This is a genomic window from Clostridium sp. chh4-2, from assembly GCF_002899675.1.
In the GTDB taxonomy this organism is placed as follows: Bacteria; Bacillota; Clostridia; order Lachnospirales; family Lachnospiraceae; genus CHH4-2.
This window is the reverse complement of the sequence record NZ_PKUU01000016.1, coordinates 49,873-70,432: the sequence shown is the minus strand read 5'-3', so window position 1 is coordinate 70,432 and position 20,560 is coordinate 49,873. Positions and strand designations below refer to the sequence as shown.

The following is a 20,560-nucleotide window of genomic DNA, read 5'->3' as shown; positions in this document are numbered from 1 at the left end:
TAATTAAGATTATACCCTTTTTGTATCTTATTTTCAATTTTCTTTTGAACGGAATTTTCAATATAGATATTCCATTTGAAAGCGTTCTGAATATTTATATCATATGGCCGATTTGACCGCAATATTTATGGAATCAATTTATCCAGCTCCATAATGGCATGAATATAGATTTCAACCGCATTTACCAGGTTTTCAATACACACGCATTCATCCGGCTGATGGCCTTTTCCGTGACCGTCCTCACAAGGCTTCTTTTGATAGGAAAGACCCGGGCCGTATCCGACCGCATTGGGAAGCTTTCTGGCATAGGTTCCGCCGCCCATACAATAGGGTTCAAACTTGCGGCCGTATACCCGGCTGCAGATTTCAGTCAGCAGCTTAACCGTTTCATTTTCCTTATCCATGTAAAAGGAAGGATTGTGATCCATCTTTATGACGTTCCAGCCGTAATGCTCCGCTGTATTTTTAAATCCTGATTCGATCATTTCCGTATCGGCGGTAACCGGATAGCGCAGATCCAAAAACAGGCGCATGACATCCTCTGTGTGTTCGATCATCGTGGCTGCAATTGTCAGCGGCCCTGAATCCTCATCTTCACAGCTGATATGAAGGCCTGATCCGTTGTAGTCGGATAATCCTTCCCATAAAAACCGGAATACGGTTTCGTCCGCTTCACCCAGCAGATGATTCTGAACCAGAAGGCCGCTAAGCTTCACAATAGCGTTATCTCCGGTTTCCGGCTTTGCAGCATGAGCGGCTTTTCCGTCAGCCGTAACCTTTTTTTCCTTTAATGAGATTTCCGCATGGGCAGGAACCGAATTGATTCCTTCTCCGCCTTTTACTGACAGGATATCATTCGATATCTGCGCTTCACACACAATCTGATATCTTCCTTTTTCCCCGCAGCAGACAGGAAATGCCGCGTCAGGAACCAGAGAAAAAACAGGCGGTTTATGGGCTTTCAGGTAATACCCCATATCCTCCATTCCCCGCTCTTCATCGCAGCCGTAAAACTGCCGGAGCGTATGGCGCAGGGAAATCCCGTTTTCTTTAAAATATTTCATTGCGTAAAGAGCGGCCACCGCCGGCCCTTTATTGTCGGCGCTTCCCCGTCCATAGATCCAGCCATCCGCCACGAGAGGTTCATAGGGTTTGGTCTTGGTCCAGTCGTTTCCTTCGGGAACCACGTCCAGATGGGAAAAGAATCCCAGTTCCTCTTCGCTTTCTCCTTTAAGAACCGCGCTTCCGCAGTAATTTTCATGATTTTCGGTTTCCAGGCCGTTTTCTTCCGCCAGGGAAAGGGCTTTTAAAAGCACCTGCCTGCATCCGGTACCAAAAGGCCAGCCGCCCTCACCAGGGCTGCTGACGCTTTTAATTTCCACCAGGGAACAGACATCCCGGATGATGCTGTCCCTGTTTTTTTCAATCCATTCTCTTATCTGCATGCTTCCAGTCTCTCCACCGCTTCCACCACATGTTTGATTCTGTCATAGGAAATCTCGGTTGGGAGGGTGCAGTCCGAACCAACGATAAACCGCCTTCCCTTCATTTCCTCCAAAACTTTTCTGGTATGCTCTGCGATCTCCTCTTCCGTACCGTCCACTAAAACGCCGGAACGATCCGGGAACCCGCCCAGGATAATGCTGTCCTCAAACAGTTTGCAGCCTTCTGTCAGGCTGAATTGGTTGGTATACACTCCCCAGTTCACAATCGTAGGCTTTAACTTCACATAGCGGTCGAATCCGATTCCGCTTTTACAGATATGAAGAACGTCGAATTTTGTCTTCTCCTTAATATAGTCATAGATCTTCAGTTCATATGGGATCACAAATTCCTCATATTCTTCATCTGTAAAATACCGTTTTTCTCCGCCCAGAGCCGCATAGAAAATGCCTTCCGCCCCAGCTTCCAGAGAACAGTCCACAAACTCCATCAGCGTTTCCGCTATGGTTTCAAACACCTGTTTCATCTCATTCGGGCGTTCCCGGCAGAAAAGCGCCAGGCAGTACCCCATGCTGGTGAAATTCCCTGAAAATCCAGTTTCATGAAATGCGGATGCCAACAGGCCGTGAATGGTAGCCAGAATTGGATATTCTGCTTTCGAACAGTCGGAAATTCTCTTGATGATCTCCATCTGATCCCGGAAAATATCATCCTTTCTGGAGAAACCGCGGAATTTCTTAATATCGTTGAGGCACATGATTTTGCTCTCGCCGTCGTACAGGATATTTTCATTCATGACCTTTAAAATATCCGTGTCCGTATGATTCATAAAATCGATATGGGCCTTTACCGCCGCTTCCCCATACTGGCATTCCTGCGGGAAATGAATCCAGAACCCGGCCGGGCAGCGGTCGATCTCTTTTCCTTCTATTAAACCGTAAATCCGTTCACGTTTTGTCATTTCGCCCTCCAATGATCCCTGATTTTCAGCCATTCGCTGTATGCCATCATGCAGGTTGCAACCCCATGGGCATTGTCATCTTTCACGGCTTCGCTCAGATAATACTCAGGACTTCCGTCCCTCTCGTCTTTCGGCCCAAGTCCGGCGCTTGCGCAGGTTCCGGTCAGATGGATTTCCCCATCCTGTATATCCGCCTTCAGCGCTTCTATGGAAGCCAGAATAAATTCTCCTGTTTTTAAGTATTTTTCCTTGTCCAATATGCCCAGGCGGCAGCCTTTTAATATGGCATAAGCCACCATGGCCGAGCCCGAGGTTTCCAGATAATTGTCTTTTAAATCAGCCCGGTCTATCAGCTGGTAAAACAGTCCTGACTTTTTGTCCTGATAAGGGAGGATTCCGTCAATGGCTTCTCTCAAAAGACTTCCCAGCACCACCTTAGCCTCAAAATCATCAGATATCTCATAGCAGTCGCAGAGAGCCATCAGATACCATCCCATAGACCTGAGCCAGAAGCTGGGGGAAAGTCCGGTTTCCTTATCGGCCCAGATCATCACCTTCTTTTCGTCATAAGCGTGATAGTACAGGTGTTTTTCCTCGTCGTAAAGATATTTTCTCACATTTTTAAACTGGTTTAAAGTGTCGGAATAATTTTCTTTGTGGTTAAACCGTTTTTCATATTCCATATAAAACGGTTGTACCATATATAAACCGTCCAGCCACACCTGATATGGATAGATCTTCTTATGCCAGAAATTCCCGGTGCTGGTTCTGGGCTGGTTTCTTAAAACCTCCATAATGTTATGGATCCCTTTTATGTATTTTTCTTCTCCGGTCTGGTCATATAAAAAATATAAAAGTCCGCCGCTGGCCATCAGATCCACATTCTGCTCTTCGGCCTTAAATCCTATGATCACTCCATTTTCGTCCACATACTTTCTTCCGAAGTTTAATATGGCTTCCAGGTATTCCTCTTTCCCGGTCACCTCGTACAGATATTTTGCTCCGGTCAGCACGCAGCCGTAATGGTAATTCCAGCGGTCCAGCTCCATCTCATTGAACTGCTTTAAATATTCTGAAAAATATACATCAAAAACCATAAGTCCCCTTCCTGTCCTTCTCTTTTTCTACCCATCGGGCAAAGGAGAATTCTCCCCTGTAATTTGATGCGTTATAATGCGGATATTTTTCCGGCGCATATTCCAAACCGTCTTCCCGGTCACACGCCCGGTCCTGGGTGTAAATATACATCTTCTCCGCATCCCACAGCACGATCTCATCCCTTTTGTCACCGGTAAGATCGATCACTTCCGCACAAAGATCCGGGTGGCCGTCGTCCGGGAAGGAAACAACCACATCCCCGTCGCCGTCCATCATGCCTCCAAACTTCACATTGCCGTTTAACAGAATCAGCTCGGTTCCGTCGCCCTGCCAGTTTACCGGAGCGATGATATTGCCATTGCTTCCGTCCTCTCTATGCCAGATTTCGTTGCCTTTGCAGTCATAGAGATAGACGATACCCTGGTATTCCCAATAGGTCGTGGTGCATATCTCAAGTCCTTTTCTCTCAGGGCAGTAATTTGCTGTGCTGATTCTCTGGCCGTGTCCGTTGATATCACGGACTTTTATATTGCCCTGTTTGTCAACGATCATGAACCCTTCCCAACCGGACACGATGGCAATCTGTTCCTCTTCATCGGGGTCAAACTGCCCTACAATGATCTCGTCCGTATGATCCCTGTCGATGGGAAGCTGCCAGATCAGTTTTCCGTCGCTGCTAATCATGTTATAGCAGCTGAAAATCTCATCTTTTCCGTCTCCATTGAAATCATAAGCATATGGAAAATGGCCGGTATTGTTGTGGTTAAACTTCCATTTTAAGTTCAGCATGCTGTCGTAAACCCAGATTCTCGCATAGCGGTCCTTGATCATGATGTCCGACGGCCGCTCATTGCCCGATACGTTGACAATACGGATCGCGTCCACATTCACCCGGTCAAATGCATGCTTTTGAAATTCAATGCCCAGAATCTGATCCGCCGGGTCTTCATTGTATGGTGTATCCACATACCGGATCACCTCTCCGGTGCGCCCGTTTAAGATCATCAGCTTAAAATCCCTGGAAACGATCACTTCATCCGCACCGTCATTGTCGATATCATAAACCTGGAACGGCAGGTCGGCCGTCACATTCTGGTTGTCCTTTAACTCAGACGGCTCTCCAATCTGCCACAAGATGTTTCCGTTTTCCATGTTGACCGCCGTCAGGCAGCTGATTACCGAATAACGGTCCTTAAACACCCGTTTCTGGTGCTGGGCCATCACAAAATACCAGGTGTTCCCGCCCGTCAGATGGCCGAAACGCACCTGCCTTGCGGCGCCGTAATTTTGCAGATCGATGACTTTATGAAGCTTCGGCCGGGCGTATTTCTGCCTTTTTTCAGCCAGCCGTTTCTGATATGCGGCTCTTTTTTTCAATAGCGTTTCGTAGCTATCCCGGTCTGTTTTCACCCATACGCCGGTAAACTGAGCCGGCATATAGCTGGACAGCCCTATTTTTCCGTATCGGTAGCGCCCGTCCTCTGTTTCCAGCACTTCTTCGCCGTTTACAGAGCAGGTAAACCGGCTGCCTTTGCAGATCACTTTCAAATCATAATAGGAATCGCAGTTATACGGATAATCGGTCTCGGCCAACAGCGTTCTGTTTTTCTTCTCAATTTTCCAAATCTGCGCTTTCTGTCCGCAAAGGTAAAATGCGTAATGCATCAAAGATGTATGATAGCGGAACAGAAGCCCTGTTTCTTCTTTCGTATCCAGCGCCCTGACTCTGACGCCGGCTTCATAATCTTCCCAGTCATCCTCTCCGGCCGCCAGTACGGGGCAAACCCCGCGGGTCAGAGGATTCCTGACCCGCATCTGCTCCATGTATTTGACACCGTTCATCTCGGTGACCAGCCAGCTTGGACCGCGGTAATTGGTACATACGATCGGATCATACCACTGGCCGGTATAACCTTTTACGGGATAGTAATGGTACTCCCCCATTGCGGAATGATCCGGATCGTATGGAAATGGGCCTATTTTAAAGGATGAAAAATCATCTTGGAACAGCAGAACCTGTTCATTCATCGAAACATCCTCCATTATTGGTTTTGTTTATAAGCGGCCTGCTCTTCTGTCAGGAATGCTGCCCATTTATCGAGGGCTTCCTGTGATGTCATGTCTCCCAACAGAACTGCCTGGAAATCAGCGGTCATATCATTGTTGATAAAGTTAAAGTAAGAGGTCAGCCAGTATGGGTTCTGAATCTGGATAAAGTTCTCGTCTGTCATGATTTCCTGATATAAAGGCATGAACTTATCTTCCTTAAACCACTGGTTTTCATAGTTATCTGAGTTAACCGGAATTCTTCCCAAATGCATGGAAATCTTTTCTACGGTTGATGCGCTTGATAAGTATTTGCAGAGCTCAAATGCGCCTGTATAATCTGCGTCCTGTCCTTTTGTATTGGTTACAGAGTAGATCTGAGGCTGGATTGCTGATGTGTAATATCTTCCTTCATCATTTGCAAGGCATTTCGCCGCATCGAAATTGCCGTCTCCTAAGTTGCTCACATGAGAGGATCTGGAAGAGGAGTTATGGGTGATGTACATCGCCGTCTGGGAACCGAATTCAGCCACCATCTCATTGAATCCGTTATTTACGCAGTCTCCTGATACCCAGCTGTTTTTATAGATGGATGCATAGGCGTCAAGGGCTTCCACGAATTCAGGTTTATTGATAATACAGGTTCCGTTTTCATCGAAATAAGAACCGCCGTATCCGCCGCCGTCGGCATATGTAAAGATCCAGCCCAGCAGGTTATCATACGGTTTAACGCCTCTCAGGCTGTAGAAATACGTTCCTGCATCCGGATTTGCATATTTCTCGCAGAGCTCCAGGAACTCTTTCTGGGTCTTTGGAACTTCGATTCCATTTTCCTCAAAAAGCTTTTTATTGTACCAGGAAATGTCCTGATTATAGTTGTATGGAACTCCGTAAAGTTTGCCTGCGCCCAGCTCTTTTAAAGTTTCAACCATGGACGGAGCGATCTTGGAAGCCTCATCCCATTGTTCAAAATAGCTGCTCACATCCACAAGCGCGTCCTGAGCCACATAAGTCATAACGTTGGAAAATCCAAGGCTCACCACATCGGGCATGGTGTTGGTCGCGATTGCCATGGCGAATTTATCCGGGAAATCTTTGTTGGCAAATCCCGTATATCTGGCCTCATATAAATCCTGTGAGTTATTGAAATCAGCGAATATTTCCTCATAGAGATCATTGGACTTTTCGTCCGCCGCATGGAACCAGAATTCGATTACTTCTCTGTCTTTTGAAGCCGTTTTTGTGGTTTCCTTTGCCGCTTCGGAACCTGCCGCCCCCGGTGTGGTTGAACTGGGTGCCGCCTCCTGTTTGCCTCCGCATCCGGTGATACTGCTGACTAACATTCCTGATGCCAGTGCCAGTGCTAATAACTTTTTCATAGAATTGTCCTCCTTAAAATAATATGGTATTTGATATTTTCTAGCCTTTAACCGCTCCGCTTGTAGCTCCGCCGGCCAAATTCTTCTGAATAAATGCAAAGATTACCAGTACGGGAATGAGGGCTACCACACAGCCGGCCGCCAGACCCGAATAGTTGGTGTTAAATTCTCCCTGGAACACATTCAGCGCCAGAGGAATGGTATAATTGTCTTTTTTCGTAATAAAAGCCGTTGCATAGATGAACACGTTCCAGGAATTGATAAACGCATATGCGCCCGTTGCCACGATGCTGGGCCTCATGGTTGGAAGCAGAATCTTAAACACCGCTCCCATCAGGGAACTTCCGTCCACCTGGGCAGCTTCCTCCAAAGACCTGGGAATCGAATTGTAATATCCCATCATCATGAAGAGGCAGAACGGCAGGTTGGTTACGGAACAGGTAATGATCAGAGATGGCAGTGTATTGATTAAACGCAGCTTGTTCATGGTCTCAAACAGAGGGATCATGAGCACTACGGCCGGAAACATCTGCGTGAACAAAAGAAGCACGTACACAAACGCTTTTCCCCTGAACCGGTAACGGGACATGGCATATCCGCCGATCAACGCCAGCACGCTGACGATAAATGTGGTGGACACAGATACGATCAAACTGTTCATGAAATATTTGCTGAATCCCAGTTTTGCAAACAGATATTGATAGTTTTCAAATGTGAGCACCTTCGGCCAGTAGGTAATCGGCCTGGCAAAAACTTCTGTACTGGTCTTTAACGAAGTGACCAGAATCCAGTAAAATGGCGCCAGCGTGATGATAATGAAAAATGCCAGCGGAATATGGAGCCAGAACACTCTGGCAATCCTTCTTTTCTGCTTGATATCCATCAGTACATCTCCTCCTTTCCCATACCGCTTCCGGTAATATAGATAAAGGCCACCACCATCATAATCAATGTGGCAATCGCTGCCAGGGCGGAAGCATATCCGTAATTCAATTCGCCCTTAAACATCTGCATGATATAAAGCGGCATCGTCATAGTTGCGTTGTTAGGCCCGCCGTAAGTCAGGCTGTAAATCAAGTCCACCGCATTGAAGGTCCAGATGGCCCTAAGCAGTGTTGTGAGCACGATGGTATCCTTAATCATCGGAATCGTGATTTTAAATAGAATCACGCCCGTTCCGGCTCCATCGATCTTGGCCGATTCATAGATGTCTTCCGAAATACTGGAAAGCGCCGATATGTAGCTGATGGTGAAAAATGGAATTCCCCTCCACACATTTGCCATAATTGCCGCTGCCATCGCCCGGTTTCCGCTGGAAAACCAGGAAATATTTCTTTGGATGATGCCCAGCTTCTGAAGCACGTCATTTAAAACGCCGTATGTCTCACCGAGAATCAGGCTCCAGATAATTCCGACCATAACGCCGGCCACCGCCCAGGGCGATAACACCAGCGCCCGGTAGATTCCTCTGCCTTTGAACTTCTTGTTCAGCAGATATGCCAGCCAGAAACCGAAAATTGTCTGGAAAACTACGCTGACAAATACCCATACCGCTGAATTTTTAAGCCCCTTAAAAAACAGCTTATCCTTTGTAAATATATCAATGTAGTTCTGCAGGCCGATAAAAGCCCTGTCCTTTGGTTTAATCACTACATAATTCTGAAGACTCATGATAAATACGTTAAGCATCGGCCATAACATGAACAGCGCCACGAAAAGAACTACCGGAAGCAATAACAGATATGGGATCGCCGCCCGTTTATAATAAAGCTTGCTTTTCACTCTCTGGCCTTTGAATACATCATTGTTCTTCATCTTGTAACCTCCCCCCGTCTTAATTGTTTTGGTTGTTTTTACTGTTTTCATTATATTTAAAATGTACTTTTAGTACAATTGACACAACAAACAAGAAGAACCTATACATTTTATATAAATCATGCATAGGTTCTTTATTGAAATTTATTCGTTTCAGATTCCTTTCAAACATGTCACGGACGTTTCTAAATGCAACTTTTTTCTAGTCCAGATTATACTTTTTCATCCGCCTCCAAAGCGTCGAAGTGCTGATATTTAATGCTTTTGCAGTTAAAATCCGGTTCCCTCCGTATTTAAGAAGGGCGGTTTTTAGGTTTTCCAGCTCGTCGTTCATCAGCTCGCCGATGGGCTCCTCCTCAAATTCGTCCTTATCCCTGATATTATACAGCTCGTCCAGCAGATAGTTCACATATTCCGCGGTTATCTTTCTGCGCCTTGTAGTCAGGATCAGCCGTTCGCAGAACGCCTCCAGCTGCAGGTCATTCCCTTCCCAATAATAGTTAACAATCGTATCCCTGGCCTCGTCCGTGAGGATATGGAATCTGGAATACAGTTCCATGTATTTTTTCACGTATTCGTCCACCAGAATCCTAACGTCCTCTTTTCTCTCGGTGAAATCGGGTACCGTCAGGCGGAAGGTCTGGAACAGGTAATAAAGGTCTTTCCTCATCCTGCCGCTGCGCTTTAGTTCAACCAGATTTTTTGATGTGCAGCCGATGATTCTTACATCCAGCTCCTGCACGTTGTCATTGTCCACGATAGAGGAAACACGCCGTTTTTTTCGTATGGCCTGAAGCAGATGGTATTGGGAATTCAGGGTCAGTTTATCGATGGCCCGGATGACGATGGTGCCGTAATTGGCCTGCATCAAAAGCCCTTTATCCTCTCCCTCGCCGAACAGGATTCTCATCTGGTCATCCTCCCGGATTCCCGCCACATTGACCACCAGAAACGGTCCGTTTCTCCTCAGGCTGTAATTGTGAATTCCCTGGCATAAATCCTCCAGCTCCTGCGCAGTCTTTCCTTCCACCAGAATGGGGCTGGAAGACTGGGCATAGAGCTTTGCCAGGTCCGCCACCTTTTTTAAGCTGGGCATCCTGGCCGTCAGCTCGTCCAGGCTGCCCTTTGCCACGAATCCCCGAAGGAACTGCTCTCTCATGTTCTCTTCCCGGTCCCAGTTCAGCCGCTTCATCATATTGCAGGACACGATCGCGCCCGTTATCATCCCTTCCACGGCGATGGGGTCCACAACCACCACCAGAGCCTGATAATTGGTATTGATAAATGTGGAGTAACTGTCCATGGAACCCTCCAGCACCCGGTTAAATGTATCCCGTTCCAGCCCCTCCAGCACTTCCGTAACATGCCTTCCTAAAACTTCTCCTGAAGTAGTCTTCAAAAACTGTTCCATCACCCGGTTCATCAAGAGGATGCTTCCTTCCGCGTCCGTCTTTATGATCCCGTTAAACGCGCTGTCCAAAACGGAGATAAACTGTGCGTAGCTCTGCTGCTCCACTGAGGAGGTGTAATACATCTTTTCCGCATTATTTAACGCTACCTGCAGCGCTTCTCCCGTCGTACGAAACAGCATGGCGGGTACCCCTTTTTGATTGGCATAATTCACGCACTGTTCCCCGCTGATTAAGAAATCCATGCCTCTGACAATGGCTTCATCCACAAGCTCAACCCAGGAGGTGTCCCCGTCCAAATCCCTCCGTATGATTTTGACGTCAAAAAGCTCTTCAAACTTGGAAGTGTCGCCCAACATTCCCTTCCAAAAGAAAATTCCGATCACAGGATGCTTCTTTTTTAAGATTTTTTTCGCCTTTACAATGGACAGCCCCAGTTCCTGAGTGGTCAGTTCAATCTCCACCACAGGGACATTGGTGTGCTGCTTCACCGCACTGGCCTGGCTCCCCCTGGATATGACGATGTTCGCCCCTTTTGCAATGGCATTTCTCGCTTCCAGAACCACCGTGTCTATGGTGGTTTCCTTAATATAGACCACATGATGTTTTTTCTTTTTTATAACCTCTTCCGCCTGCCTGCACAACTGCGCATCCGGCAAAAGCATCGCTATTCCAGCCATAATTCCACCTCCCAAGTACTGAACCCAGTATATCACAACAGGCACACGGATCAAATAAAAATATACCGGGAAACGCAAGAAAACATTAAGTTGCGGACCGGAACAAAAGTGAGCTATAATATACCCAAACCCTGAGCAAGAAGGAGGCTGTTATGGATTTAGTCAACCAGTTTATAGAAAATTATAAAAGGCGCTTTCAGTTCTACGATACTGCCGGCCGTCTGGCGGCAAAGCAGTTGGAGGATGCCCTGCAATCCGCCGGTATCCGCGCGATCGTGACTTCCAGAGCCAAGAATCCCGGCCGCCTGAAAAGCAAGGTACTGAGAAGGAATTCCAGAAGGGAAGTTCCTTATAAAAATATGCGTGAAATCTACGACGATATCGCCGATCTTTCCGGCGTCAGGGTGTCCTTATATTTCCCGGGAGACCGCGAAAAGACGGATACTCTGATTGCGGATTTATTCGTGGTTCTGGAAACAAAGCAGTTCCCTGAACAGTCGAAACGCCCGTCTTATAACAAACGTTTTTCCGGCTACTGGGCCAACCATTACCGGGCCCACATGAGGGAGGAACATTTAGACCCGTCCCAGAAGAAATACGCGGCCGCGCGCATTGAAGTCCAGGTGGCTTCCGTTTTAATGCACGCCTGGTCCGAGGTGGAACATGACCTGATCTATAAACCGCTGCAGGGTACTTTATCCGATGAAGAGCTGGCCATTATCGACGAGCTGAACGGTCTGGTACTGACCGGAGAGATCGCCCTGGAACGCCTTCAGAATGCGGGAAATGAACGAATCCGCAACAAGAGCACCTCATTTGTCAGCCAGTACGATCTGGCTTCCTACTTATATAATTATCTGAGCAATAACTTCCGCCCGGAAGATATGAGCTGCGCATGGGTAATGTGGAACTTCTGTTCAAGCTTCTGAGCCATTTGAAGATCACAAGCGTAAAGGAGATCGAACCGATTCTCAAGTCCGTAAAATTTGAAAAGGACCGCAGAAATATCTCCCAGCAGATCATTGACCAGATTATTACAGGAAGTGAGAAACGTTATCAGATATACCGGGAACTGCGCTCCGACGAAAGCATGGCGGATGAAAAAACGCGTCATGCGGTGGATAATTTCTTCACCCAATGGGTGCGCCTGGAAAATACATTAAACCGAATCACCTATAAGAATGCGCCCAGAAGCCGCGGAGCATTTAATATCAACTCGCTGAAGCGGATGAATATTCTGAGCCAGGATGCGCTTAACAAGATCGCATCTCTGAGAAAGCTGCGTAATGTGCTGATCCACGATATTGAGATACCGGATGTGGAATTGATTGTCAAGCAGGCCGGGGAGGCGCAGGAGCTGCTGTCTAAGCTTAATGAGATGCAGAACAGCGTTCAATAACGTAATACCAGGAAGAATGGGAGCCGGAGCCGGCTCCCATTTTACGCGTCTGCTACCTGAATATTTAGGGCGCTAAAAAATTGGTCACTATTCAGAGAGGGCATCTTCTTGCATGGCCTTTGAACAGTTACAAAAATTGTATATTAATCTAAGAAATAGTACATTTCATATTTACCTCTGCCGTTATATACTAAACTTACAATGACGATGGAGGTATTTTTATGTACACAGATTATTTTAATAACCCCAACAACTATATTGCTCCAAAGCAGCTGGCCTGGTGTGCGGATTACTGCAAGGCCAATTGGGCGGAGGAAGTCAGCCATATTCTGCGGATCGCAGACGATGCCGTTAATCACACATTTCTGTTTGATCTACGCTGGGACATGGAGAGGACTTATGAACCCGTTCATTTCGACGGCCCTGTTAAATGGGATTACCAGCCCGGAGACGACCCGGAATTCGTGTATCAGTTCAACCGCCACCAATTTTTCATCTGTCTCGGTCAGGCATATGCGTTAACCGGCAATGAGATATATGCCCGGACATTTGCAGACCTTCTGACGTCCTGGATTGAGGAAAATCCTCTGAATGAAGAAACAGAGCAGACCACATGGCGCAGCATTGAGGCCGGAATCCGCGCTGAAACCTGGGTTAAGGCCATGTCCTACTTTAAGGACAGCCCTGCCATTACGGAAGAATTGATGGAGCGGTATGTAAACTGTCTGGCAGAGCATGCCCGTTATCTGATGAGATCTTATAAATATTTTCAGATTAAAAGCAACTGGGGCGTTATCGAAAGCAGGGGACTTTTGGAAATCGGGCTGGCCTTATCTGACTGCCCGGTTATTTCTGAAACAGGAGAGCCGAAAAATTGGGTAGAAACGGCAGTATCCCGTCTGGATGAGGGGCTGAGAGTTCAGATCATGGACGACGGCGTTCAGTGGGAACAGTCTCCCATGTACCATAATGAGGTTTTTCACTGCAGCATTGAGGCGGTTCGTCTGGCAAAACGTTATGGCATCGCCTTACCGGACAGCTTTTTACATAAGGCGCACAACATGGCCTGCGCCAATCTGGCCTGGAAAAAGCCCAACCACTGCCAGATCGCCCAGGGAGACAGCGACGAAACCGATCTGCGCGACCTTTTAGCCCAAAGCGCTTACCTTTTTAATGATCCGGAGCTGAAATTCGGTGCCTATGAGCATATGGACTTTGACGGCGTCTGGGATTATCTGGAAGAAGGGGTGAAAGCCTACGAAAGCATGGAAGCCAAAAAACCGGATTATCTGTTAAAAGAGCTTTCCAACAGCGGAAACCTGTATCTGAGATCCGGCTGGAATGAAGATGATGATTTCTTCCATTTCCGCTGCGGAAGCTTAGGCGGCGGCCACGGGCATTCCGACAAGCTGCATATCGACCTTGCCATCGGCGGAGAAGATATCTTAATGGATTCCGGCAGATATCATTATGTGGGCGGCCCAACCCGGTATGCTCTGAAAAATGCTCTCAGCCACAATACTCCAGTGGTGGACGGAAAAGATTATCTGACCTGCCTGGACGCATGGGGCGTCAGCGGCCTGGCTCCGGCTTACCGCCAGCCCTGCTGCCAAAAAGGAATTTTCACCCTGGTTCAGGGCGGCCACGGCGGATATCTGCAGGAAGAGCTTGGAGATGTCTATATCAACCGCAAAGTATTGGCTATTGGAACGGATCTTTACATCATTGCCGATGAATTTTACGGTTCCACGGAACACACTTACCAGCAAAACTATCATTTCAACCCGGATGGAACCGTCGAACTGACAGAAGAAAAAAATTCTGCCCATTATACGGGGCAGAATGTGGAAGCTGATTTTATATTTGATATAAACGAAGAATCCAATGCGGTCATAGAGACCACACGCCTGTCCAGAAACTATAATCAGATGGAGCCAAACCAGTCCCTCATCTTATCGCGCAGAAAGAAAGGCTGCTGCTGCCTGATAACCGTCGTGGCCGGCGGAAAAAAAGGCTGTTACGTAAAACCGGAAGTGACGCGGCTGGATGTCACCGCACCGGCCAGGGGCCTTACCCTTCCGGAAGAAGACGCGCATGGCCTGAAAATCACCTTTAAAGGCCATACTTATGTGATAATCATCGGGCACAAAGATATCGCCGGCGCCAACGAGATGCTGAGCGCCGACGGATATATGGGTCTTGGCACTGTCCTGATCTTCGAACCCGGACAGCAAAAAACCGGAGGAACGGTTCTTTGCTGGTAATGCTACCTCCTCAGTTTGCGGTAGTCCCCGGGCGTGATGCCGTTTAGCTGCTTAAACCGGCGGATAAAGCTGGAAACATTGTAATAACCTACCTGCTGGCTGATATCTTTAAGCGTAAGCTTATGATCGGCCAGCAGTTTTTTTGCCTTTTCCATGCGGAAATCCGTGCTGTAATCCAGAATGTTCTGCCCCGTCTTCTCCTTAAAGAACTGGCTCAGATTAGGAAGCAGCATATTAAAATGCTCCGCAGTCTCCTGAATGGAAAAATCGCAGCGCAGGCAGTTTTCCCTGATGTACACGATAATCTCTTCCAAAAGCCGGTCGGAATCCTGTTTCGGCTGGCTGACCGGCTGGGAAGCCAGTTCCGTATTCAGCTGCTGAATCAGCCGGATAACATCGTCCACCGTATCCAGCTGCATAAGCCCGGATAAATCCACGGTATCCGACAGCGTATAGTGGAAAGATGCCGAAATCTCGATAAACAAACTGAGAATATCGAAACAAATCCCCTTTGCCACAAACAGCGGCAGATTTTTCTTCTGGATGTAATCGATTAAAGAGCTGACGCTCACGTGAATCATGTTCTGGTCTGATTGGGAGATGGCTTCTTTTAACTGCTCAAACTGGCGTTTCGGGTATGGAAAGGCGGCGTTATCCCCCACCAGAAGATCTTTATAAAGGATGGTATTTCCATTGCCCTTTACAAACCGGTAGTCCAGTGCGCTCCTCGCTTCCAGATACGAACGCGGAATGGAGAGGGTGCCGGAATAAATCTTGCCCACTCCAAGAGTGAGTTCCAGATGATATTCCTCCTTCACAGAAATTCTCATCTGATCCAAAGCTTTTTCCACCCGTTTTGATTCTTCTTTTTTCAGTCCGTTTATCAATATGATCTTGTCCGGTTCCGGCGTAAAGGTATAAAAGCTTTCCATAAAGCCGGAAAGCAGCTCCTGCAAACGCAGGGCGAACGCATCGTATTCTTCGATCTTCCCATGAATCTGAACCACGGCCACGAAGAACCAGTCGTTTTCATATTTCATGTTCAGATCCTGGACATCCAGATTGAAATCCTCCCGGCTCATATAGTGCCCGGTCAGCAGTTTGTGGATACGGTTGCTCTTAATGGCGGCCGCACTGTTCTGCAGTTTATTGGACAGGTACTGGTTTTGATCGGATAAAAAGTCCAGCGTGGTGGATATGGTCTCCAGCTCTCCCTTTTGTTTCGGATTATTCAATAAGGAAGACGCCTTTTCTCCCAGCCTGCGGATCGGCGAGTAGTTCATGCGCATCAGCACAGAAATCAGCACGCCTGCCAAAATCAGCACAAAGATGGTGATAAAAAGCAGCTCCCGGTTAATCGCATTGATTTTCTGTAAAAAATGCTGATCCTGCGGCACATAGGCCACATAAGTCCATCCGGTCTGATCCGAAACATGGACAGAGGTAAAATACTGGCTGTTTTCCAGAATTCCCTCCTGATCCTCAAACTCTTTATCAGACGCGAATAAAAGCCGGCCGTCCCGGTCCCTGATGCAGAGGACCGCCCCGTATTTGCCCAGCTGGTTATGAATCCTGTTTCTGATCGTATCCGCTTCAATAAAGAAGATACATGTCCCCTTAATGGTCTGGTAATCCGTATACAGCGGTTCCAGCACCGTAATATATTCAATATCTTTTCCCGGTGTCTTCACCATCTGGGCAGGCAGAACCATCCTTCTTTCGCCGTGAACCAGCTGATCCATCAGCCGGTCCGGATCGGTATTCTCAAACCGGTACAGCTGGCCTAAAAAAAGCTCCACTTTACAGGTGGACTGGTCAATGAACATATAATCCTCATTCCTGAGATATAAAGCCATTTCACGAATAAACGGATTTGTGGTGCAGTAAATGGAAAGGTTGTTCACATAACGCCTTCCCTCCAGCGGATTATCAGTAAAATGAAATCCATTAAAATCCATCAGCAGATGCATCTGATCCACAGTCCTTGCCAAGGTCTGCATCTCCGAATCGATGGTATCCCCAAAATGCATCAGGTCCACATCCACCTGGGCCTGTATTTCTTTTTGATACGCCTGTATAAAACGGTATCCGAACAAACCGTTGATCAGCAGCACAGGAATCAAAAGAACCAGCAAATAGGAAAGTAAAAATTTAAAGAATAATTTATCGAATTTTATCCCGCTCATAGATGTCTCCCCCTTCCCGCTTTCCGGTTCCTGAATAATTACATTAATTGTAGCAATCAACCCCTGTCTTTGCAACCATCAAAAAATGTGCATCTTGTAAAAAATGTATACTCAAATATTAAAATTTCACGGTTTTATGGGCATTTTTAAACTTTTATGCCATATTTCAGCCGTTTTTTTATATAAATATTGTTGTACCAATAAAAAAATGAATATTGTATTTATACACTTTGCATACATATAATCGTATCAGGAGGTGTGGCAATTGTCGAATAAGCAAACAAAAAAACCATTGTCGGTCCGAATCCAAAAGGCGGTCCGAAAAGACTGGCAGCTTCTTCTCATGTGTTCTCTGCCGGTTATTTATTTTATTGTATTCCACTATCTCCCTATGTACGGGGTACAGATTGCATTTAAAGACTTTTATGCAAGCAAGGGTATATGGGGGAGTGAATGGGTCGGGTTCAAGTATTTTAAACGATTTTTCGAGTCCTATCAGTTTTGGCCTTTAATTAAAAATACGTTGTCCCTCAGTTTTTTACAGATCATAATCGGTTTTCCATTTCCGATTCTGCTGGCAATTCTTTTAAACCAGATGAAAAATCAGCGGTTTAAAAAATTCGTCCAGACCATAACCTATTGTCCGCATTTTATTTCTATCGTAGTTTTGACCGGTATGCTGTACATCTTCTTGTCTCCACGTACCGGATTAATCAATAATATGATAACATTATTTGGCGGCGATCCAAAATTCTTCCTGGGAGAGCCATCCTGGTTCCGGCCCATATTCGTATTATCCGGCGTATGGCAGAATGCGGGATGGAGTGCAATCATCTACATAGCGGCTTTAGCCGGAATCAGCACGGACTTATATGAAGCTGCCAAAATCGACGGAGCAAACAAATGGCAGATCATCCGCAACATCGATATTCCGGGAATCATGCCCACCATCACCATGATGCTGATCATGGAAATGGGAAAAGTTATGAACATCGGTTTCCAAAAAGCATACCTGATGCAGAACGGCTTAAATATATCGGCCAGCGAAATCATACCAACCTACATTTACAAGATCGGTCTGATCGACGCGCAGTACAGCTACTCGGCTGCAATCAGTTTGTTTAACAACATCATCAACATCATTTTGCTGGTAACCGTCAATAAAATCGCGCAGAAAACCAGCGAAAACAGTTTATGGTAGGGGGTGGAAACGATGTTAGCAAAGCTGAAAATGAAAAGCAAAAGCGATATTGCATTTGATATCTTTAACTATACCCTGCTGGGCGCAATCACCATACTGGTGCTCTACCCTCTGTATTTTATCGTGATCGCATCCTTTTCCGATCCCGATTTCATCAATACGGGACAGGTCGTATTCTGGCCTAAGGGATTTAACGTTCTTGGATATCAGAAGATCTTCGAAGATACAAAGATCTGGCGCGCCTATGGAAACACCATCTTCTACACTCTGGTGGGAACCTGTATCAACATCGTGCTGACTATGATGTTCGCCTATCCGCTGTCCAGAAAAGATTTCTGCGGCCGCAGGTTTTTAACCTTTTTTATGATGTTTACCATGTATTTTCAAGGCGGCCTGATGCCGACTTACATATTGATGCAGAACATTCATCTGTATGATACCCCATGGGTTATGGTTCTTCTCCCGGCAATCAATGTATTTAACGTGATTATCGCGAAGACCAACATTCAGAACAATATACCGGAAGAGCTGTATGAGGCAGCAGCCATCGACGGATGCAGCCATTTCAAATTCTTCTGTAAGATCGTGATGCCGCTGTCAAAATCCATTGTGGCAGTTTTAGTACTTTATTACGGAGTTGCTCACTGGAATGAATTTATGAACGGCTTGGTTTACCTGCGTGACGAAGGTCTTTATCCTCTCCAGCTGGTACTCCGCGGCATTCTGGTGCAAAACCAGGCTTCTGCCGACATGATGGCCGATATCGACAGCATGATGGCCCAGCAGAAAGCTGCTGAATTAATTAAATACGGTTTAATCATCGTATCCGCACTGCCTGTACTCGTTATCTACCCGTTCCTGCAGAAATATTTCGCCAAAGGCGTTATGGTAGGAGCTGTTAAGGGATGATATATAAACACGCTATATAATGAATAAGGAGGACGTATCATGAAACAAAACAAGAAACGAATTTTATGCGCGGCTCTGGCGACTGCCATGACAGCCGGAATGATGTCTGCCTGCGTACCGCAGAAAACTACTCAGACGACTGCTGCCGCACCTACAACCACATCTGCCGGCACCACGGCTTCGGGTGAGTCTTCGGGGGAAAGCTCAGCCGCTGCGGAAAAAGGGCTTTTTAATGCAACTGGACTTCCGATTGTCAACGAACCTGTCACCTATGAGATGGCCGCGAAATCAAGACACAACAAGAACTTCTCCGAATTGGAATTTTTCCAGAAATTAGAGGAAAATACCGGCGTACATATCGATTGGAACATGAGCTCTGAAGACGGATGGAAAGAGAAAAAGGGCCTGTTATTCGCAGGCGAACTTCCGGACGCATTTTACGGCCAGGCTATCTTAACTGATGTAGACGTAATTAAATACGGTTCTCAGGGCATGCTGATCCCGTTAAATGACCTGATTGACCAATATGCGCCGAACGTAAAGCATCTTTTGGAAAGCAACGAAGAATACCGCAAACAGCTGACCGCTCCTGACGGCAATATCTACAGCCTTCCGTCCCTGACCGAACTCTCTCCAACCACCCATGACAAACTTTTCATCAATAAAGTCTGGCTGGATAAGCTGGGACTGAAAGCTCCGGAAACTCTGGACGAATTTAAAGAAGTTTTAACCGCATTCCGCGACAACGATATGAACGGCGACGGACGCACCGATGATGAAATCCCGTTCACCTTCCTTTACAACAGAAAAGAAAACGGCCTGTTCTCCCTGTTCGGCAGCTTCGGACAGCTGGATAAACTGGATCATTTCATCGTAAAAGACGGAAAAGTTGTTTACACCGCAATTACAGAACCTTACAAAGAGGCAATCGAATATTTCAACGGCCTGTACAAAGACCAGCTGGTAGACAAAGAAGGCTTTACTCATGACTTCAACGTATTCACAGCCAAGATCAAGGCCCCTGAGAAAAACATCGGCGCCTTCATGGCATGGAGCCTTTCCTCAAGTGCCGGCGCAAACAAAGACGATTTCATCCCTCTGGCACCGTTAAAGGGCGCAGACGGCAAGCAGATCTGGAACACCTATACCAGCGCCATCAATGCCAAAGGTTCCTTTGCCATCACCAATAAAGCACAGAATCCTGAGATTCTGATGCGTTGGATCGACCTTCATTTTGATCCTGAAACCTCCCTTCAGATCGACCAGGGCTTGTTCGGACGCACACTGGAGAAGAGAGAAGACGGAACCTACCACTATCTGCCTGTACCGGACGGCAAAACATTTACAGAGATGATCCACGACTACTCACCGGGCGTTAACAGCGTAGGCGCAGTTACCATGGATATCGCTTCCAAACTGGAATTAAATGCAAACCTTCAGGAAAGAAAAGAACTGGATGAATTCTACGCTCCTTATAATGTTCCTGCAGACGAAGTATTCCCAAGCGTTTACTTCACCATGGATGAGGTAGAGCAGATCTCAGCTCTCGAAACAGATATTAAAGCTTATGTGGACCAGTGTTATGCAAACTGGATCGTAAACGGCGGAATTGATGCCGAGTGGGACGGATATCTGAAGAAACTGGATCAGATGCATATCCAGGATTATATCAATATCTATCAGACCGCATATGACCGTTATCAGTCACTGGACTAAACCCAAACTTTTAACATAAAGGGTGAAGGCATTTTCGAAAATGCCTTCACCCTT

At 46.7% G+C, this 20,560-nt stretch carries 15 protein-coding genes; 6 read left to right on the top strand and 9 right to left on the bottom strand.

Features of this window, described 5'->3' with window-relative positions; genetic code table 11:
- Positions 1-125: 125 nt before the first annotated feature.
- The 8 genes from C0033_RS16780 to C0033_RS16745 form a co-directional block, all read right to left on the bottom strand.
- Positions 126-1,445 (bottom strand): Sapep family Mn(2+)-dependent dipeptidase, encoded by a 1,320-nt coding sequence (locus C0033_RS16780; RefSeq protein ID WP_103229046.1) that lies wholly within the window; start codon positions 1,443-1,445, stop codon positions 126-128.
- Positions 1,436-2,404, bottom strand: a complete 969-nt coding sequence (locus C0033_RS16775; protein WP_103229045.1) for a uroporphyrinogen decarboxylase family protein — start codon at positions 2,402-2,404, stop codon at positions 1,436-1,438. The genes C0033_RS16780 and C0033_RS16775 overlap by 10 nt, the downstream gene beginning before the upstream one ends.
- Positions 2,401-3,501: a glycoside hydrolase family 88 protein gene (locus tag C0033_RS16770; protein ID WP_103229044.1), complete on the bottom strand. Its 1,101-nt coding sequence runs from the start codon at positions 3,499-3,501 to the stop codon at positions 2,401-2,403. Before C0033_RS16770 ends, C0033_RS16775 begins: the two co-directional genes overlap by 4 nt.
- Complete coding sequence (locus tag C0033_RS16765) at positions 3,491-5,530, bottom strand: hypothetical protein (protein ID WP_242984530.1); 2,040 nt, start codon at positions 5,528-5,530, stop codon at positions 3,491-3,493. Before C0033_RS16765 ends, C0033_RS16770 begins: the two co-directional genes overlap by 11 nt.
- Before the next feature lie 14 nt (positions 5,531-5,544).
- Positions 5,545-6,927 (bottom strand): extracellular solute-binding protein, encoded by a 1,383-nt coding sequence (locus tag C0033_RS16760; RefSeq protein WP_103229042.1) that lies wholly within the window; start codon positions 6,925-6,927, stop codon positions 5,545-5,547.
- Between the two features lie 40 nt (positions 6,928-6,967).
- On the bottom strand, positions 6,968-7,810 hold the full coding sequence (locus C0033_RS16755) for a carbohydrate ABC transporter permease (protein ID WP_103229041.1): 843 nt from the start codon (positions 7,808-7,810) through the stop codon (positions 6,968-6,970).
- Positions 7,810-8,742 (bottom strand): sugar ABC transporter permease, encoded by a 933-nt coding sequence (locus C0033_RS16750; protein WP_103229040.1) that lies wholly within the window; start codon positions 8,740-8,742, stop codon positions 7,810-7,812. The genes C0033_RS16755 and C0033_RS16750 overlap by 1 nt, the downstream gene beginning before the upstream one ends.
- 202 nt (positions 8,743-8,944) lie before the next feature.
- Positions 8,945-10,831, bottom strand: a complete 1,887-nt coding sequence (locus tag C0033_RS16745) for a PrpR N-terminal domain-containing protein (RefSeq protein ID WP_103229039.1) — start codon at positions 10,829-10,831, stop codon at positions 8,945-8,947.
- A gap of 152 nt (positions 10,832-10,983) precedes the next feature.
- On the opposite strand from C0033_RS16745, the gene C0033_RS27815 reads away from it, so the two are divergent.
- The 3 genes from C0033_RS27815 (at position 10,984) to C0033_RS16735 (ending at position 14,494) form a co-directional block, all read left to right on the top strand.
- Positions 10,984-11,760 (top strand): RelA/SpoT domain-containing protein, encoded by a 777-nt coding sequence (locus tag C0033_RS27815; protein ID WP_347501160.1) that lies wholly within the window; start codon positions 10,984-10,986, stop codon positions 11,758-11,760.
- A complete protein-coding gene (locus C0033_RS27810) occupies positions 11,727-12,230 on the top strand; it encodes a hypothetical protein (RefSeq protein ID WP_347501159.1) in 504 nt (167 codons plus the stop codon). The genes C0033_RS27815 and C0033_RS27810 overlap by 34 nt, the downstream gene beginning before the upstream one ends.
- Before the next feature lie 221 nt (positions 12,231-12,451).
- A complete protein-coding gene (locus C0033_RS16735; RefSeq protein WP_103229038.1) occupies positions 12,452-14,494 on the top strand; it encodes a heparinase II/III family protein in 2,043 nt (680 codons plus the stop codon).
- A gap of 2 nt (positions 14,495-14,496) precedes the next feature.
- On the opposite strand, the gene C0033_RS16730 is transcribed toward C0033_RS16735, so the two are convergent.
- Positions 14,497-16,680, bottom strand: a complete 2,184-nt coding sequence (locus C0033_RS16730; protein WP_103229037.1) for a helix-turn-helix domain-containing protein — start codon at positions 16,678-16,680, stop codon at positions 14,497-14,499.
- Between the two features lie 256 nt (positions 16,681-16,936).
- On the opposite strand from C0033_RS16730, the gene C0033_RS16725 reads away from it, so the two are divergent.
- The 3 genes from C0033_RS16725 to C0033_RS16715 are packed head-to-tail and all read left to right on the top strand — an operon-like array spanning position 16,937 to position 20,506.
- The gene (locus C0033_RS16725) at positions 16,937-17,881 is read left to right on the top strand and encodes an ABC transporter permease subunit (protein ID WP_347501158.1); all 945 of its coding nucleotides are present in this window, start codon (positions 16,937-16,939) and stop codon (positions 17,879-17,881) included.
- A 12-nt stretch (positions 17,882-17,893) separates the two neighbouring features.
- Positions 17,894-18,790, top strand: a complete 897-nt coding sequence (locus tag C0033_RS16720) for a carbohydrate ABC transporter permease (RefSeq protein ID WP_103229036.1) — start codon at positions 17,894-17,896, stop codon at positions 18,788-18,790.
- A gap of 39 nt (positions 18,791-18,829) precedes the next feature.
- The gene (locus C0033_RS16715) at positions 18,830-20,506 is read left to right on the top strand and encodes an extracellular solute-binding protein (RefSeq protein ID WP_103229035.1); all 1,677 of its coding nucleotides are present in this window, start codon (positions 18,830-18,832) and stop codon (positions 20,504-20,506) included.
- The last annotated feature ends 54 nt before the right edge of the window (positions 20,507-20,560 follow it).

What these genes read in the sequence shown, in the direction of transcription:
- C0033_RS16745 (WP_103229039.1), bottom strand. Translation starts at nt 10,831, where the DNA reads ATGGCTGGAATAGCGATGCTTTTGCCGGATGCGCAGTTGTGCAGGCAG.
- C0033_RS16735 (WP_103229038.1), top strand. Translation starts at nt 12,452, where the DNA reads ATGTACACAGATTATTTTAATAACCCCAACAACTATATTGCTCCAAAG.
- C0033_RS16760 (WP_103229042.1), bottom strand. Translation starts at nt 6,927, where the DNA reads ATGAAAAAGTTATTAGCACTGGCACTGGCATCAGGAATGTTAGTCAGC.
- C0033_RS16775 (WP_103229045.1), bottom strand. Translation starts at nt 2,404, where the DNA reads ATGACAAAACGTGAACGGATTTACGGTTTAATAGAAGGAAAAGAGATC.
- C0033_RS16715 (WP_103229035.1), top strand. Translation starts at nt 18,830, where the DNA reads ATGAAACAAAACAAGAAACGAATTTTATGCGCGGCTCTGGCGACTGCC.
- C0033_RS16755 (WP_103229041.1), bottom strand. Translation starts at nt 7,810, where the DNA reads ATGGATATCAAGCAGAAAAGAAGGATTGCCAGAGTGTTCTGGCTCCAT.
- C0033_RS16750 (WP_103229040.1), bottom strand. Translation starts at nt 8,742, where the DNA reads ATGAAGAACAATGATGTATTCAAAGGCCAGAGAGTGAAAAGCAAGCTT.
- C0033_RS16780 (WP_103229046.1), bottom strand. Translation starts at nt 1,445, where the DNA reads ATGCAGATAAGAGAATGGATTGAAAAAAACAGGGACAGCATCATCCGG.
- C0033_RS27815 (WP_347501160.1), top strand. Translation starts at nt 10,984, where the DNA reads ATGGATTTAGTCAACCAGTTTATAGAAAATTATAAAAGGCGCTTTCAG.
- C0033_RS27810 (WP_347501159.1), top strand. Translation starts at nt 11,727, where the DNA reads ATGGGTAATGTGGAACTTCTGTTCAAGCTTCTGAGCCATTTGAAGATC.
- C0033_RS16770 (WP_103229044.1), bottom strand. Translation starts at nt 3,501, where the DNA reads ATGGTTTTTGATGTATATTTTTCAGAATATTTAAAGCAGTTCAATGAG.
- C0033_RS16730 (WP_103229037.1), bottom strand. Translation starts at nt 16,680, where the DNA reads ATGAGCGGGATAAAATTCGATAAATTATTCTTTAAATTTTTACTTTCC.
- C0033_RS16765 (WP_242984530.1), bottom strand. Translation starts at nt 5,530, where the DNA reads ATGAATGAACAGGTTCTGCTGTTCCAAGATGATTTTTCATCCTTTAAA.
- C0033_RS16720 (WP_103229036.1), top strand. Translation starts at nt 17,894, where the DNA reads ATGTTAGCAAAGCTGAAAATGAAAAGCAAAAGCGATATTGCATTTGAT.